We start from the raw sequence: 15,756 nt of genomic DNA, 5'->3' as shown, positions 1-15,756 counted from the left end.
AAACCCAAATGCAATAACCCTGCCCCCAAAGGCCTCGGCGCGATGACGCCGCCAACAGGACCTGAAACCGTCTATCCCCCCGCCAGCCGCGCTCGCAATTCTGCCGGCAGCCGCGCCGCGCCGCCTTCGGTGCGGATCGACACCACCACCACCTTGGCCGTGGTCAGCACCTGACCATCCCGCAAGATGCCCTGCGCCAGCGTCAGCCGCACCCCAGTCATGGCAACGACTTCGGTGGTCACCTCCAAAAGGTCATCGATCCGCGCCGCGGCGACGAAATCGATCTCCATCGACCGCACCGCAAAGGCCAGCCCCTGCCCCGCCAGTTCGGAATGATGAACGCCCAGATCGCGTAAAAACTCGGTGCGCCCGCGCTCGAAGAATTTCAAATAGGCCGCGTGATAGACGTTCCCAGAAAAATCGGTGTCTTCATAATAGATGCGGATAGGGAAGCGGTGGATGGTCACGACATCTCCCGCTCGTCATGCACGACATGCACCGGATTTCCCGGCTGTTGCCGCAAAAATTCCGGCAGCCAGGGTGGCAGCAGGTTGACGGTTTCGAGCGCGTCGCCGGCAAGCGGCACCCAGGAGAACTGCAGCTCGTGCCCCTCGTCCTGCCGCACCAGCCAGGGTGATTGTCCGTTCGGCCCCTGCCCGGGAAGGTCTGCCGCATAGAAAAAGCCCAGCTCGTGATAGGCCTCGCCCCGCCCGGCATAAAAGCTCTCTGACGTCGCCAGCAGCGGCCCGACCACCCCTGGCATATCCAGTTCCTCGGCAATCTCCCGGCCCAGGGCCACCGCGCTGGCCTCGCCCATTTCAACCCGCCCGCCGGGCAGCATCACATAGTGATCGTCATCCTCGCGACAGACCAGCACATGCCCATTCACCACGATCACCGCCGCGACGCGGTAGTTGAAGGTCGTCCCCTCGATCGGAAAACTGATCACCTGGCGGCTCATTCCTCGCCCTCCTCGAACAGGCTCGGCTGGATGCCGACAAAGCCTTGCGGCACCACTTTGCCCATATGTTGGAAGGCGATCGAGGTCAGCATGCGGCCGCGCGGGGTGCGCTGGATGAAGCCCTGCTGCAACAGATACGGCTCGACGATTTCCTCGATGGCGTCGCGCGGTTCGCTCAACGCCGCCGCAATGGTCTCGATTCCCACCGGTCCGCCATTGTAGAAATCGGCAATAGTGGTGAGATATCGCCGGTCCAGCTGGTCGAGGCCCCGCGCATCGACATCGAGCCGGATCAGCGCCTTGTCGGCAATGGCGCTGTTGACTTCCCTGGCCCCGTCCACCTGCGCGAAATCGATGACCCGTCGCAACAGCCGCCCGGCGATACGGGGCGTCCCTCGCGAGCGACGGGCGATTTCCATCGCGCCATCGGCCGCCATCGGCATGCCCAGGAGCCGTGCCCCGCGCGTCACGATCTGCACCAGTTCCTCGGGCGTATAGAAATTGAGCCGCACCGGAATGCCGAAACGGTCGCGCAGCGGCGTGGTCAAGAGGCCCGCGCGCGTCGTCGCCCCCACCAGGGTAAACTTTGCCAGATCGATGCGTACCGAGCGCGCCGCCGGGCCCTCGCCGATGATCAGGTCGAGCTGAAAATCCTCCATCGCCGGATAGAGCACTTCCTCGATTGCCGGATTGAGCCGGTGGATTTCGTCGATGAACAGCACATCGCGTTCCTCGAGATTGGTCAGCAGCGCGGCGAGGTCCCCGGCCTTGGCAATCACCGGGCCGGAGGTGGCGCGAAAGCCGACGCCCAGCTCCTTGGCGATGATCTGTGCCAAAGTGGTCTTGCCCAGCCCGGGCGGGCCGACGAACAGCACATGGTCGAGCGCGGCCCCGCGCTGCTTGGCCGCCTGGATAAACACTTCCAGATTAGCCCGCGCCGCCGCCTGGCCGACGAAATCGGCAAAACCGGACGGCCGCAGCGAGACATCGAGATTATCGTCGCGTCCGGCGGATGCGGAAGTAAGAGAGGTCACGAAAAAGTCTCCGCTGCCGTCATGCCGGCCAGCGCCTGGGCATCATGATCGAAAGTAACTGTGGTGGAGCAGCCTGCCCGCAAATTGGTTGCTGCGATCAGTGCATCTGCCAGGTCGCATCTGGCATTTTCTGCCTCATACAGACATTGCTCGACCAAAGCCGCTGACTCGATGAGGAAGTCTTCGCTACGCAAAAGGCCACGACAGGCCCTAAATACATCGGATTTCGGCCACCGCTTGAGTTTGGTGAGCACCCAAACCAATTCAACCAGCGCGACCAGGGATATATGGATGGGATGATGTTCAGCTGCCGTTATTATGCGACGGGCGATTTCCGATTGAAGGGGATCATCCCGCGTCAGAAACCGCACCAGCACATTGGTATCAACGCCCAGCACGAATACGCTCGTCTTCTTCGGCCAGTGCCGCGGCATAAGCCTCATCTTCTTGCCCAACCGTCATGGCGTGATCGCCCGGCCGATGCAAAATGCCATAGAGATCTTCTGCTCGGACAGTGCGTGGCATCAGCACATAACGATTGCCGTCCTTGATAATATCGACCTTATCGCCGGGCTGAAGCCCCAAATCTTCCCGGACATCCTTGGGCAAGGTCATCTGCCCCTTGCTCGTTAGTGTCGCAGTTGCCATTGCAGCCTCCATTCCTTACTTTTAAAATTTAGTAAGGAAACACACCAAAAACAAGGATCACTGGCTCAATTCCCGCAGGCCCAGCCGGATCAGCTTTTCTGTCGCCGTGTCGTCGCCCTCCTTGGCCACCACCCGCGCGACAGCAGCTGAGGCCTGGGCACTGGAATAGCCCAGATTGGTGAGGGCCGAGACCGCGTCGGCAATATTGCCCGAGGCCACGCCCTCGCCCAGCGCCGCCTGCAGGCCCAGCGTGCCGGCATCCACCGCGCCGATGGCGGGCACCTTGCCCTTGAGTTCGGTGACGATGCGGGTCGCCAGTTTCGGACCCACCCCATTGGCACGACCCACCATGGCCTTGTCCTGCAGGGCGACAGCACTCGACAGCTCGGACGGCGACATCACCGACAAAATCGCCAGCGCCACGCGCGCCCCGACCCCTTGCACCGTGGTCAGAAGGGTGAACCAGCTCTTTTCCGCCTCATTGGCAAAGCCATAAAGCCGGATCATATCCTCGCGCACGATGGTCTCGATGAACACTACCCCCGCCTCGCCCACGCGCGGCAGGGCCTGCAGGGTGCGCGAGGAGCAATGCACCTCGTAACAGACCCCGCCGCAATCGATCAGCACCCAGTCATCGCCAAAGCTGTCCACCAGACCCTTGAGCTTGCCGATCATGCCAAGGCCCTCATTTTTGCCGCCGAAACCCGGTGATGCGCGTGACAGATGGCGATCGCCAGCGCATCGGCGGCGTCGGCGCCCTTGATCACGGCACTGGGCAAAAGCGTCTTGACCATCAGCGCCACCTGGTTTTTCTCGGCATGGCCGGTCCCCACCACCGATTTCTTGACCAGGTTGGCGGCATATTCGGCCACCAGCATGCCGCGCAGCGCCGGGGTCACGAGCGCCACCCCGCGCGCCTGCCCCAGGATCAGCGCCGAGCGGGCTCCGGCATTGACGAAAGTCTCTTCCACGGCCGCCTCATCGGGCGAAAATTCGTCGAGCACGCCGTTGATCCCAACCGCCAGCACCGCCAGCCGTTCGGCCAGCGCGCCATCCACCGGTGGGGTCAGCGTACCGCCGGCCACGAAGCGCAGGCGATTATCCACAGCTTCGATGATTCCCCAGCCGCAGCGGCGCAATCCGGGGTCGATACCGATGATTCGAACAGCTTTGCTCATGCTCTACCTTGTACGCAGCCTTGGGCAACATACCAGCGTCAAAGTGAACAAATGAGCAACAAACCGCCTGCCGGTCTCGGTCATTCAAATTTTACCAACTGGGAAAACCTATCCTTCACGAGACAGCGCCTACCGTCCGCGCGGGAATGCAGGGGCAAATAGTCATGATTTCGGGGCCGAACTCCAGGCTTTCGCGGCACGCATGGATGCGAATAGCCCGCTTCACCGGGCTGATCTTGGCGGCCTCTGTCGCCGGTTCGATCATCCTCACCAATGTATTCATGGAAATGTTCTCGGAAGGCATCAACCTTCAGGGATTGCTTGTCGCCATCACCATGCCCATCGTCCTGGGCGGCCCCATCCTGCTGCTGCTGTTCCACAAGCAGGAGCAATTGCATCATGCCAATGCGCAATTGCAGCAGATGGCCACCATCGACTGGCTGACCTCCTGCCTCAATCGCGGCGCCTTTACCGCCGAAGTGTCCCGCCGCCTGCGCTTTGCCACCTGGCAAGGCGCGCTCTTCGTCATCGACGTCGATCACTTCAAGGCCATTAACGACAAGCACGGCCATGACCGCGGCGACGATGCCCTGCGGCTGATCGCCGATGCCATTACCCGCGCTGCCGGCGAGCGCGCCCTGATCGGCCGCCTGGGCGGCGAGGAGTTTGGCGTGTTCCTGCCCAACACAACCGAAGACAAAAGCCGCAGCATCGCCGAGAACATTCGCGATGCCGTGGCCGATGTCGCCTTCATCGTCTCGGGCGCGCGCTGCGCTCTCTCGGTCAGCATTGGCGGCGCCAGCTTCGCCGGCAATTCCGATTTCCGCGCCCTTTATCGCCTGGCCGACGATCAGCTCTACCTGGCCAAGAATGCGGGGCGCGATCGCGTGGCCCTGTGGTCGGCGGCGTGACGGCCTCCCCTGACGAGACCAGCCGCACGTCATGCCCAACGGGTCGTCCCTTCGGCATGCTCAGCCCAATCGGGATAGGGCGGCTTTGATGCAAGCACCATACAAATCGGGACTGCAGACCTGGGCCCATGTCGCCCGCTGGACGCTTTTGGGCACGTTGATCTGTGCAATCGTTTCCATTGCCGTCAACCTGACCTTGTTCCAGGGTCTCGACAATGAGGCGCGTCTGCGGGCACTGGTGAGCGCGGTTTTCCTGCCGGCCATCTTCGCCTTCCCGCTTTTCCTTTATCTCGGGTTTCGGGTGCGCGGCCTCGAGATGGTCAATCGGCGGCTGAGCTTCATCGCCCGCACCGACAGCCTCACCTCCTGCCTCAATCGCGGCGCCTTCACCGCCCGCATCGAGGCGCTCCTCGCCGAGGCGCCGGAAAACTTCTCCGGCGCGCTGCTGATGATCGATGCCGACAACTTCAAGGCGATCAACGATGCCTATGGCCACGCCATGGGCGACGAGGCGCTGACCATTATCGCCCGCTCCATTCGCGCCGCTCTGCGCACGGGCGATCTGGTGGGCCGCATGGGGGGCGAGGAGTTCGCGGTGTTCCTGCCAAAGGTCGACGAGCGCCAGGCCGCCCGCATTGCCGAGCGCATCCGCCACTGTGTCAACACCGCCGATTTCAACCCCGAGGGTCGCGCCCATCCCCTCTCGGTCAGCGTCGGTGGCGCGGCCTTCGAGGATCGCACCAGTTTTTCGGCCCTGTTCCGCATTGCCGATCGCCAGCTTTATGGGGCCAAAAAGGCCGGGCGCAATTTTGCCGCCATCGTGCATGTGGGCGACGCACCCGACATCGCCCTGCGCCAGCCCGCATGAAAAAGGGCGGCCGGAGCCGCCCTGATATCGTCGGCAAGGCCGGGCGCCTCAGCCCGCCAGCTTGGCCGCGTCTTCATCGCTCATGTCGAAGTTCGAATAGACGTTCTGCACGTCATCGTCTTCTTCGAGCGTATTGATCAGCTTCATCAGGGTCGCGCCCTTTTCCGCATCGATCGGGGTGACGTTCTGCGGCTTCCAGATCGCCTTGACCGACTCGGCCTCCCCCAGCACCGCTTCGAGCGCCGAGGCCACTTCGGCCATCGCCTCGAAGGAGGTGTAGATATAATGGCCCTCGTCGTCGCTCTCGACATCGTCGGCGCCGGCTTCGATCGCCGCTTCCATCACCTTGTCTTCCGAACCGACCGCGGCCGGATAGGTGATTTCGCCGACGCGATCGAACATGAAGCCGACCGAGCCGGTTTCACCCAGCGCGCCGCCATTCTTGGAGAAATAGGAGCGCACATTCGAGGCGGTGCGGTTGCGGTTGTCGGTCAGTGCCTCGACGATGACGGCCACGCCGCCGGGGCCATAGCCCTCATAGCGGATTTCGTCATAGTTCTCGGCATCGCCACCGGCGGCCTTCTTCACGGCGCGCTCGATATTGTCCTTGGGCATGGACTGGGCACGAGCATTGGTGATGGCCAGGCGCAGGCGCGGATTGAACGCCGGATCGGGCTGACCCATCTTGGCGGCAACGGTAATTTCGCGGGCGAGCTTGGAAAAGATCTTCGAACGGATCGCGTCCGACTTGCCCTTGCGGTGCATGATGTTCTTGGCGTGGGAATGGCCAGCCATGTGTCCCTCGATGGGTAAATTTCTGAAATCGGGCCGCTTATAGGGGCTGGACGCGCAAAAATAAAGCGCCCGCCCCGCGGCGTGATCGCGGAACGGGCGCTTGTCAGGGCGGAAAAATCAGCCCGGATCGTGCTTGTTCCAGATGCTCTGGTCGATCTTGCCGCTGAGTTCGGGATAGTCGGCGGCATGGAACAGTGGTTCCTTTCCGGCTTTCCTCTGATTGGTATAGTCCCGCGTCAGCTTCACCACCGTGCCCGACAGCAGCACGATGACGATGAGGTTGACCGTCGCCATCAGCCCCATCGAGGCATCGGCGGCGTTGAACACCGTCGCAACGCTCTCATAGGCACCCCAGATCACCATGCCCAAAACCCCGATGCGCAGCACCGTCAGCCCCGGCACATTGCCAATTCTGAGGAAGGTCATGGCGTTCTCGGCATAGGAGTAATTGCCGATGATCGAGGTGAAGGCGAAGAACAGGATGGCGATGGCAATGAAATATTGCCCCGCCCCGCCAATATGCACGCTCATTGCAGCCTGCGTCAGCGGCGTGCCGGTCAATTCGCTGCCCGGCACCATGACGCCAGAGAGCAGGATCATCAGCGCCGTCGCCGTACAGATCAGAATGGTGTCGATGAAGACGCCCAGTGCCTGAACGAAACCCTGCGAGGACGGATGGTGCGGATCAGGCGTCGCCACTGCGGCGATATTGGGCGCCGAGCCCATGCCCGCCTCGTTGGAAAACAGTCCGCGCTTGACACCATTGAGCAAGGCCCCCGCAATGCCACCGCCCGCCGCATCGAGCCCGAAGGCGCTTTGCACGATATGGCCGAGCATGCCGGGGACTTCCCCGATATGGATTATCACCACATAGAGCGCCACCAGCAGATAGATCACTGCCATGAACGGCACGATGATTTCGGCCACCCGCGCGATCTGCTTGATGCCCCCGAAAATCACCACTGCGGTCAAAAAGGCCAGCCCCACCCCGACCCAGAGCTTGTCGAAGCCGAAGGCGCCCTGGAAGGCATCGGCGATCGAATTGGCCTGCACCGCGTTAAAGACGAGACCGAAGGCCAGGATCAGGCAGACCGAGAAGATCGCCCCGGCCCAGGGCGCGCCAAGACCCTTGGCGATGTAAAAGGCCGGCCCACCGCGATATTCGCCATTGTCGTTCTTGGTCTTGTAGAGCTGGGCCAGCGTCGATTCCGAATAGGCGGTGGCCATGCCCACCAGCGCCACCATCCACATCCAGAAGATTGCGCCGGGCCCACCCAAATAGAGCGCCACCGCAACGCCGGCGAGATTACCCGTCCCGACGCGCGACGCCAAGGAGGTGCACAGCGCCTGGAAGGGGGTGATCCCGGCGCTGTCATTCTTCTTGCCGCCCATTACGGCGCGGAACATCTCGCCGAAATGCACGAACTGGATGAAGCCCAAACGCACGGTAAAAAAGATGCCAACCGCCAGAAGGCCGTAGATGAGGATATAGCCCCAGAAGATGTCGTTGAGGAAATTGATGATCGGATCGAGCATGGCCCTGGCCCTCTGCGCGTGACTTTGGATCGGCACGTCATGCCGCATCCGGGGCCATTGTCCGCTTCACGCTGACCAGCAGAACCTGCGCCCCAGGCGCAACCATCCGATCCGACCGCAGATCGGCGCTTCCGGCAAGCGAAAAATCTGGAGGCTGTCAGGCGGTCGGAAAATCCGGCTCGGCCTGGGCAAGCACGCCGCCCAGCCGCAGCGGTGCGACATAACGGGCCAGCCCGCTGTGCGGATCGGTCTCCACCGCAATGCCGCAGAGCGTTGCTTCCCCCTCTGCCGGAGTGAAGCGGCCATTGGGAATGCCGGTCAGAAAGCGGTTGAGCGGCTCATCGGTCTCGGTGCCGATAATGCTGTCGAAGTCCCCGCACATGCCTGCATCGGCCTGAAACGCCGTCCCACCCTTGAGCACCCGATGATCGGCGGTGGGGATATGGGTATGGGTGCCGACCACAAGGCTCACCCGGCCATCGAGAAAATGCCCCATGGCCTGAATTTCCGACGTCGCCTCCGTATGAAAATCCACGATGATGGCATCGGCCACCTCGCCCAGCGGCGCGCTTTCGATAGCCGAGGCCACGGCGCGAAACGGATCGTCGATCGGCGGCATGAACACTCGGCCCAGGGCATTGACCACCAGCACCCGATGGCCATTGCGCCCCTCGACCATCATCGCCCCGCGCCCCGGCGTGCCCGGCGCATAGTTTATGGGGCGGATCAGGGTCGGCTCGCGCTCGATATAGCTCAGCGCCTCGCGCTGGTCGAAGGCATGGTCGCCCAGGGTGACGATATCGGCGCCGGCATCGCGCAGGCCCTGAAAATGGCTCTCGATCAGCCCCTTGCCATGGCTGGCATTCTCGCCGTTGACCACCACGAAATCGAATTTGTGGCGGGCGATCAGCCCCGGCAGGTGCTCGGCCACGGCGTCGCGACCGGAGCGGCCGACGACATCACCCAGAAAAAGCAGTCTCATGAAGGGGTTCCGAAAAAGCGCACGCCCGCCTCGGTGATCACGGCATCCAGCGGCACGTCGTGCTCTTCCCGCGGAATGTCCTGCAGTTCCTGCACGTCGAAGGCCAGCCCGACCAACAGTGGCTTGCGCGGCAGGGCCGCCAGCGTGCGATCGTAATAGCCGCCGCCATAGCCCAGCCGCGTGCCGGCCGCATCAAAACCCAGAAGCGGCATCAGGACGATATCGGGCACTGCCCGCGGCGCCAGGTCCGACGGCGCCAGCGTACCGAAGCCGGCCTCGTAGAGCGGCGCATCCGCCTCCCAGACCCGAAGATCCAGCGGCTTGTCCGCCCCATCGACCACCGGCAGCACCACGCGCTGCCCACCATCCATCAGCCGGACGAGGATCGGCTGGCAGTCGAGCTCGTCGCGAATGCGCCAATAGCCGGCGATGACCTGCTCGGGTTCGTAGGCGATCTTGTCGAAGAAATGCGCCGCGACCGCCTCGGCGGCGGCGCTACGCTCATCTGCTGACAGTGTGGCGCGGGCCGCATGGGCCGTCTTGCGCAGTCCGGCTTTCGCTTCCTCGATTGCCTGGTCCGCCATACGCCTCTTCCAGCAAGATAATCAGGTGCCACCCTGGCCGTGGGACTTGCGATCCCGGGAACCTACTTACGTAGGTGGGCGCCGTATGTCCGAGCCCACGGGCCCGGTCAGGGACAGCTCCCTTAGGATCGATTAAGGCCCCGGGGATATGTGTGTCCTCACGCACCGGGCAGCATCGACAGATATAGGCGCTTCGCCGCCGCCTGCAAAGGCCGGGCGGCATGATCCTGCCCAATTGCACAGCACAATTGCACCCATTAATGGGGAAGCCCTGGAGGGGCCTCATGTTCGCCTATGTGCTGATCGTCGTCACCATAGCCATCGCCATCAGCGCCCTGGCCGAACGCCGCAATCTCCAACCCGCCCTGGTGGTGGTGATGGTGGGGCTGGCCGCCAGCTATATTCCGGGCATTCCCCGCCTCGAACTCGAGCCCGAATTCATCCTCTCCATCGTGCTGCCGCCCATGCTGTTCTCGGCGGCCCGCGACTTTTCCTTTTCCGAATTCCGTCGCCAGATGGGACCGATCACGAGCCTCGGCGTCTTCCTCGTCTTCGCCACCACCTTCGTCGTTGCCGGCGCCGCGCTGCTTGCTTTGCCCGAACTGGTGCCCATTGCCGCGCTGATCCTGGGCGTCGTCGTGGCACCGCCCGATGCGGTGACCGCCACCACCATTGGCCGCCGCGCCGGCCTGCCCACCGGGCTCATGTCCGTACTCAAGGGCGAAAGCCTCATCAACGATGCCGCCGCGCTCACCTTATTCGCCGTCCTCATCGCCACCGCCACCGGCACCCATGCCTTCATCGACAGCCTGCCACTCTATTTCCTCTACGCCGCCATAGTCGGCATCGTGGTCGGCGTTCTCATCGGCAATCTGGTGCAATGGACCCGCAGGCGCCTGGCCAGTCCTGCGCTCTCCACCGCCCTTTCGGTGATCGTGCCCTTTGCCGCCTATCTCACCGCCGAGGAACTGCATGCCTCCGGCGTCCTTGCCGTGGTCGCGGCAGGCTTTGCCGTCGGCCATCACGGGGTGCAGGCCGGCTATAAGGAGCGCATGCAGGAGGGCGCCTTCTGGCGCACCACCGATACCCTGCTCGAAACCTTCGTCTTCGCCTATATCGCGGTGCAGCTGCGCTTCGTCATCACCGATGCCGACCAGGCCGGCTTCGATATCGGCGAACTGGCGATCACCACCCTGGCCGTCTTCCTCGCCAGCGTCCTCATGCGCTTCATCTGGGTGTTTGCCACCGCCGGGGTGCGACAGCTGACCTATCGTCGCCATCTCGAGCGCTATCGCCGCTCGCTCGACGGCACCCCGATCAGCAAGCCGCAGCGCCCCCTGACCTGGCGGGAAAACATCGTCCTGGGTTGGACCGGCATGCGCGGCGTCGTGACCCTGGCCGCAGCCGCCGGTGTCCCCGCCTTCCTCGCCGATGGCAGCCCCTTCCCGGGCGACGACGCCATCCTCGCCGTCGCCTTCCTCTTCACCATCGCCACGCTGCTGATCCAGGGCCTGACCCTGCCCGGCCTGATCCGCCTGCTCAAGCTCGAGGACCCCAGCCAGCGCGATTTCGTCGCCGAACAGCGCCAGCTCGCCGAGGCGCTGGTGCATGAGGCAACCACTTCAGCGCTCGATAGCTACAGCGCCAGCCACCCCGGCCGCGAATCCCAGCGGTTGATCGCCGCCACCAACCGGCGCCTGCGCCATGAAGGCAATCTTGCCCGGCCCAGCGAACGCGATGCCAGCGAGGCTCTGGCCCTGGGCAAGGTGCTGCTCGAGGCCCGCCGCATCCGCCTCGTCGCCGCCCGCGACAATCTCGAACTCGACGACACCATCGTCCGCGAAATGCTCGAAAAACTCGACATCGAACAGGCCTTCATGGACAGCATGTCCGAACCCGGTTGAGGGCAAAGACATCGGCCGGTGCTTCTGAACAACTCTCGCCCAGCGCCCAATGCCGCTCTTCCCCCTTCTTCAGGGGGAGGCCGGGTGGGGGTATGCAGCACGCTCAAACCCATAGGCGATAGCCCTGCCACAAAGGCGAGTGAGGAGCCACATCGCCGACTAGATCATTTCAACTTGATGTGGACTCTGGTCGCTTTCGCCTCCCTCCCCCTTGAGGGGAGGGATTGAGGGAGGGGGTCAATCAGTGGATCGCTTAACCAACCCCACCCCGGCCCTCCCCTCAGGGGGGAGGGGGCGATGAAGCCGCATCAACCAGAACTTGAAACGCTCTAAGCGCGGCTCCCACGCCCCTCAGCTCTTCAGCGGCGCCGTTTCGTCCAGCACACCGGCCACGCTCTCGATCACCCGCGCGGCTTCCGCCAGCTTGGCGGCGAACTGAGCCTCGGTATTTTCGAGCTCGACAGCAATATCCTGCCCGGCGCGGGTCAGCTCCAGCACGTCGCGTTCCAGCGCAGCGATGCGCCGTTCGGCTTCGCTCAATTCGTCCAGCACCGCGATCCCAGCCATCACCGTCAGCCGGTTGTCGCCGATCTCGCCGACGGCGCCCTTGAGCTGCTCCACATTGCGGTTGAAGCGCTCGGCCAGCCCGATCAAATGCTTCTGCTGGCCATCTTCGCAGGCCATGCGATATTTGCGGCCATTGATCTCGACATTGACTTCAGGCACCGGCCTACTCCGCCTTCTGCAGCACTGCGCGCACGCTTTCCATGGCATCGACCAGCCGGCGCGACACTTCTTGGGCGCCATCGTCGAGGCGCTTGGCGCGCGCAGCGGTCTTGTCGAGCTCGGTGGCCAGCCGGGCCCGCTCATGCACCAGGCGCTGGGTATCCACCTCGATGCGCTGATGGCGCTGGATACGGCCGGTCAGGTCGCGCAGGCTCGCCTCCAGTCGCGCCATCGCCCGGTCGAACCGGGCTGTGGCGGAGACCAGCCCCTCTTCATGTTCCGTCTCACTCATGGCCACTACTGCCCTCGATACGCGGCGATTCCGGCCCACCAAACCTGCCCCAGCCGGGCCGTCAATGCAACCATCCACCCCGCGCAATGCCCCGGGAATGCGGGAGATGACATTGACAGCGGGACCGAACCTGTTATGCCTCAACCCGCCTTTGGGAGGAGGCCGGCAGCGCCGCCGCTCCCACGAATTCAAGCCTTCTTTAGAGAGCGGTCCTCCCGATGACGAATACCACCCAGCAGAACGAATTGGCCAATGCGATCCGGTCCCTGTCCATGGACGCGGTGGAGAAAGCCAATTCCGGCCATCCCGGCCTGCCCATGGGCTGCGCCGACATCGCCACAGTGCTCTTTACCAAGGTGATGAAATTCGATCCCGCGAACCCCCATTGGGCTGATCGCGACCGCTTCATCCTCTCGGCCGGCCACGGCTCGATGCTGCTCTATTCCTCGCTCTACCTCTTGGGCTACGAGGACATGACCATCGACCAGGTCAAGAATTTCCGCCAGCTCGGCGCCAAGACTGCCGGCCATCCCGAATATGGTCATGCCACCGGCATCGAAACCACGACCGGTCCGCTGGGCGCCGGCCTTGGCAATTCGGTCGGTTTCGCCGTCGCCGAAGCCAAGCTCGCCGCAGAATTCGGCTCCGACATCGTCGACCACCACACCTTTGTGTTGGCCGGTGACGGGTGCCTGATGGAAGGCATTTCCCAGGAAGCAATTTCCCTGGCCGGTCACCTCAAGCTCAACAAGCTGATCGTCATCTGGGACAACAATAACATCACCATCGACGGCAAGGTTTCCAATGCCGACTCGACCGATCAGATCGCCCGCTTCAAGGCTGTCGGCTGGAACACTATCGAGATCGACGGTCATGACCAGGATGCCATCGAAAAGGCCCTGCTCGAAGCCAAGGCTTCGACCGACAAGCCGACCCTGATCGCCGCCAAGACAACCATCGGTTTCGGCGCGCCCAAGAAGGCCGGCACCGAAAAGGTCCATGGCGCCCCGCTCGGCGCCGAGGAACTGGCCGGCGCCAAGGCCGCGCTCGGCATCGACTACCCGGCCTTTGAAATCCCCTCGCATATTCTCGAAGCCTGGCGCGCTGCCGGCACCCGCAGCCAGAACCTGCGCGGCGAATGGGAGGCCCGTCTCGCCAAGTCCGACAAGAAGGACGAGTTCACCCGCCGCATGTCCGGCACGCTGCCATCCGGCTTCGCCGACGCCTTCACCGCCTATAAGAAGAAGCTGGCCGAGGACAAGCCGAAGGTCGCCAGCCGCAAGGCCAGCCAGATGGCGCTCGAAGTCATCACCAAGACCGTTCCGGAAATTCTCGCCGGCTCGGCCGACCTCACCCATTCCAACCTGACCAACACGCCCGACACCGTGCCGTTCCAGGCCGACAATCATGCCGGCAATTACATGATGTACGGCATTCGCGAGCATGAAATGGGCGCCGCTATGAATGGCGTCACCCTGCATGGCGGCCTCATCCCCTATGGCGGCACCTTTATGGTCTTTACCGACTATGCCCGCCCGGCCATCCGCCTCGCCGCGCTGATGGAAATCCGCTCCATCTTCGTCATGACCCATGACTCCATTGGTCTCGGCGAAGACGGCCCGACCCACCAGCCGGTCGAGCACCTGACCGCCCTGCGCGCCATTCCCAATCTCAACGTCTTCCGTCCGGCCGATGCCATGGAAACCGCCGAGTGCTGGGAACTGGCCATGATGGCGGCAAAGACCCCCTCGATCCTGGCTCTCAGCCGCCAGAACCTGCCGGCCGTGCGCACCGAATATTCGGCAGAGAACAAGTCGGCCAAGGGCGCCTACACCCTGGTCGGCCCCGCCGATGCCGATGCGGTGATCTTCGCCACCGGCTCGGAAGTCGCCATTGCCGTCGAGGCCCAGAAGGAACTGACCGAAAAGGGCATTTCCGCCCGCGTCGTCTCGGTCCCCTCCATGGAGCTCTTCGCCAAGCAGTCCGACGCCTACAAGGCCGAGGTTATCGGCAAGGCCAAGGCCCGTGTTGCGGTGGAAGCCGGTATCGAGATGAGCTGGAACAAGCTGCTCGGCGACAAGGGCAAGTTCGTGGGCATGCACTCCTTCGGCGCCTCGGGTCCGATTGACGCACTCTATGCCCACTTTGGCATTACGCCGAAGGCCGTTGTTGAAGCCGTCACCAGTCAGTTGTAAGAGAGCCGCGCCTCCCTTTGTCTTCCCTCCCGTTAGGAGCGTCTAACATGGCAGTTCGCGTCGCCATCAATGGCTTTGGCCGCATCGGCCGCAACATCCTGCGCGCCATCATCGAATCCGGTCGTACCGATATCGAAGTCGTTGCCATCAACGATCTCGGCCCGGTCGAAACCAATGCGCATCTGCTGCGCTTCGACAGCGTCCATGGCCGTTTCCCGCACACCGTGACCGTTTCCGGCGACACCATCGATGTAGGCCGCGGCCCGATCAAGGTGACCGCAGAACGCGATCCTGCCAACCTGCCGCACGCCGCCATGGGCATCGACATCGCGCTCGAATGCACCGGCATCTTCACCTCCAAGGAAAAAGCCTCGGCCCATCTCAAGGCCGGCGCCAAGAAGGTGATCATCTCCGCTCCCGGCGACGGCGCCGACAAGACCATCGTCTTCGGCATCAACCACCAGTCCCTCACCAAGGACGACGTGGTGATCTCCAACGCCTCCTGCACCACCAACTGCCTGGCCCCGCTGGCCTATGTGCTGCACAAGGAATTCGGCATCGAAAAGGGAATGATGACCACCATCCATTCCTATACCGGTGACCAGCCGACCCTCGACACCATGCACAAGGATCTCTATCGCGGCCGCGCGGCTGCGCTTTCGCAGATCCCGACCTCGACCGGCGCGGCCAAGGCCATTGGCCTCGTCCTCCCCGAGCTCAAGGGCAAGCTGGATGGCGTCTCGGTGCGTGTGCCGACCCCGAACGTGTCCTGCGTGGACTTCAAGTTCATCGCCAAGCGCGACGTGACCGCCGAAGAGATCAACGCTGCCGTCCGGAAATATGCCGATGGCGAGCTCAAGGGCGTGCTGGGCTACACCACCCAGCCCAACGTCTCGATCGACTTCAACCACGATCCGCACTCCTCCACCATGGCTCTCGACCAGACCAAGGTGATGGGCGGCAATTTCGTGTCGGTGCTGTCCTGGTACGACAATGAATGGGGCTTCTCCAACCGCATGGCCGACACCGCCGTCGCCCTGAGCAAGACGCTCTAAGGCTTTCGATTCAAAGTTTGAAAAGGGCGTCCTCCGGGGCGCCCTTTTTGTTGGACGCACCCTCTATTCCTCTCCCCCTCGGGGAGA

General features: G+C 63.2%; 18 protein-coding genes and 1 other RNA gene. 5 read left to right on the top strand and 14 right to left on the bottom strand.

Features of this window, described 5'->3' with window-relative positions:
- Nucleotides 1-71 precede the first annotated feature (71 nt).
- Genes ybgC through ruvC form a run of 7 tightly spaced genes read right to left on the bottom strand, consistent with a single transcriptional unit; the run spans nt 72 to nt 3,821 of the window.
- Nucleotides 72-467, bottom strand: coding sequence for a tol-pal system-associated acyl-CoA thioesterase (gene ybgC, locus BGO80_RS06710; protein WP_286720247.1), 396 nt, complete (start codon nt 465-467; stop codon nt 72-74).
- The gene (locus BGO80_RS06705; RefSeq protein WP_286720244.1) at nt 464-961 is read right to left on the bottom strand and encodes an NUDIX hydrolase; all 498 of its coding nucleotides are present in this window, start codon (nt 959-961) and stop codon (nt 464-466) included. The genes ybgC and BGO80_RS06705 overlap by 4 nt, the downstream gene beginning before the upstream one ends.
- Nucleotides 958-1,995 carry a Holliday junction branch migration DNA helicase RuvB gene (gene ruvB, locus BGO80_RS06700; protein ID WP_286720241.1) on the bottom strand — a complete coding sequence of 346 codons (1,038 nt, stop codon included), beginning with the start codon at nt 1,993-1,995 and terminating at the stop codon, nt 958-960. Before ruvB ends, BGO80_RS06705 begins: the two co-directional genes overlap by 4 nt.
- Complete coding sequence (locus BGO80_RS06695; RefSeq protein WP_164550474.1) at nt 1,992-2,393, bottom strand: type II toxin-antitoxin system VapC family toxin; 402 nt, start codon at nt 2,391-2,393, stop codon at nt 1,992-1,994. Before BGO80_RS06695 ends, ruvB begins: the two co-directional genes overlap by 4 nt.
- Complete coding sequence (locus BGO80_RS06690) at nt 2,380-2,643, bottom strand: AbrB/MazE/SpoVT family DNA-binding domain-containing protein (protein ID WP_126151929.1); 264 nt, start codon at nt 2,641-2,643, stop codon at nt 2,380-2,382. Before BGO80_RS06690 ends, BGO80_RS06695 begins: the two co-directional genes overlap by 14 nt.
- A 57-nt stretch (nt 2,644-2,700) precedes the next feature.
- Nucleotides 2,701-3,318, bottom strand: coding sequence for a Holliday junction branch migration protein RuvA (gene ruvA, locus BGO80_RS06685; protein WP_286720236.1), 618 nt, complete (start codon nt 3,316-3,318; stop codon nt 2,701-2,703).
- Nucleotides 3,315-3,821 (bottom strand): crossover junction endodeoxyribonuclease RuvC, encoded by a 507-nt coding sequence (ruvC, locus tag BGO80_RS06680; protein WP_286720233.1) that lies wholly within the window; start codon nt 3,819-3,821, stop codon nt 3,315-3,317. Before ruvC ends, ruvA begins: the two co-directional genes overlap by 4 nt.
- A gap of 206 nt (nt 3,822-4,027) precedes the next feature.
- Here ruvC and BGO80_RS06675 point away from each other — a divergent pair, with 206 nt between their 5' ends.
- Both BGO80_RS06675 and BGO80_RS06670 read left to right on the top strand, forming a co-directional pair.
- Entirely contained in the window at nt 4,028-4,732 is a 705-nt protein-coding gene (locus tag BGO80_RS06675; RefSeq protein WP_286720230.1) for a GGDEF domain-containing protein, read from the top strand.
- A gap of 88 nt (nt 4,733-4,820) precedes the next feature.
- Nucleotides 4,821-5,600, top strand: coding sequence for a GGDEF domain-containing protein (locus tag BGO80_RS06670; protein ID WP_286720228.1), 780 nt, complete (start codon nt 4,821-4,823; stop codon nt 5,598-5,600).
- Nucleotides 5,601-5,648: 48 nt separating this feature from the next.
- Here BGO80_RS06670 and BGO80_RS06665 read toward each other — a convergent pair whose 3' ends face one another.
- The 5 genes from BGO80_RS06665 to ssrS form a co-directional block, all read right to left on the bottom strand.
- The gene (locus BGO80_RS06665; protein WP_126151934.1) at nt 5,649-6,395 is read right to left on the bottom strand and encodes a YebC/PmpR family DNA-binding transcriptional regulator; all 747 of its coding nucleotides are present in this window, start codon (nt 6,393-6,395) and stop codon (nt 5,649-5,651) included.
- A 117-nt stretch (nt 6,396-6,512) separates the two neighbouring features.
- Nucleotides 6,513-7,931, bottom strand: coding sequence for an alanine/glycine:cation symporter family protein (locus BGO80_RS06660; protein ID WP_286720226.1), 1,419 nt, complete (start codon nt 7,929-7,931; stop codon nt 6,513-6,515).
- A gap of 157 nt (nt 7,932-8,088) precedes the next feature.
- Nucleotides 8,089-8,913, bottom strand: a complete 825-nt coding sequence (locus BGO80_RS06655; RefSeq protein WP_286720223.1) for a TIGR00282 family metallophosphoesterase — start codon at nt 8,911-8,913, stop codon at nt 8,089-8,091.
- The gene (locus BGO80_RS06650) at nt 8,910-9,497 is read right to left on the bottom strand and encodes a 5-formyltetrahydrofolate cyclo-ligase (RefSeq protein ID WP_286720221.1); all 588 of its coding nucleotides are present in this window, start codon (nt 9,495-9,497) and stop codon (nt 8,910-8,912) included. The genes BGO80_RS06655 and BGO80_RS06650 overlap by 4 nt, the downstream gene beginning before the upstream one ends.
- Before the next feature lie 21 nt (nt 9,498-9,518).
- A non-coding RNA gene (gene ssrS, locus BGO80_RS06645) (6S RNA) lies at nt 9,519-9,676 on the bottom strand.
- A gap of 105 nt (nt 9,677-9,781) precedes the next feature.
- Here ssrS and BGO80_RS06640 point away from each other — a divergent pair.
- On the top strand, nt 9,782-11,401 hold the full coding sequence (locus BGO80_RS06640) for a cation:proton antiporter (protein WP_286720219.1): 1,620 nt from the start codon (nt 9,782-9,784) through the stop codon (nt 11,399-11,401).
- A 351-nt stretch (nt 11,402-11,752) separates the two neighbouring features.
- Here the strand turns inward: BGO80_RS06640 and BGO80_RS06635 are convergent, their stop codons facing one another.
- Both BGO80_RS06635 and BGO80_RS06630 read right to left on the bottom strand, forming a co-directional pair.
- On the bottom strand, nt 11,753-12,127 hold the full coding sequence (locus tag BGO80_RS06635; protein WP_286720216.1) for a cell division protein ZapA: 375 nt from the start codon (nt 12,125-12,127) through the stop codon (nt 11,753-11,755).
- 4 nt (nt 12,128-12,131) lie between these two features.
- Nucleotides 12,132-12,419, bottom strand: a complete 288-nt coding sequence (locus BGO80_RS06630; RefSeq protein ID WP_126151919.1) for a DUF4164 family protein — start codon at nt 12,417-12,419, stop codon at nt 12,132-12,134.
- A gap of 218 nt (nt 12,420-12,637) precedes the next feature.
- Between BGO80_RS06630 and tkt the strand changes: the two genes are divergently transcribed.
- Nucleotides 12,638-14,614, top strand: coding sequence for a transketolase (gene tkt / locus BGO80_RS06625; protein ID WP_286720212.1), 1,977 nt, complete (start codon nt 12,638-12,640; stop codon nt 14,612-14,614).
- 47 nt (nt 14,615-14,661) lie between these two features.
- Entirely contained in the window at nt 14,662-15,669 is a 1,008-nt protein-coding gene (gene gap, locus BGO80_RS06620) for a type I glyceraldehyde-3-phosphate dehydrogenase (RefSeq protein ID WP_286720209.1), read from the top strand.
- Nucleotides 15,670-15,756 lie beyond the last annotated feature (87 nt).

Origin of the sequence: Devosia sp. 63-57, from assembly GCF_001899045.1 — a bacterium.
Taxonomy (GTDB): Bacteria; Pseudomonadota; Alphaproteobacteria; order Rhizobiales; family Devosiaceae; genus Devosia; species Devosia equisanguinis.
This window is presented reverse-complemented; position numbering and strand designations above follow the sequence as displayed.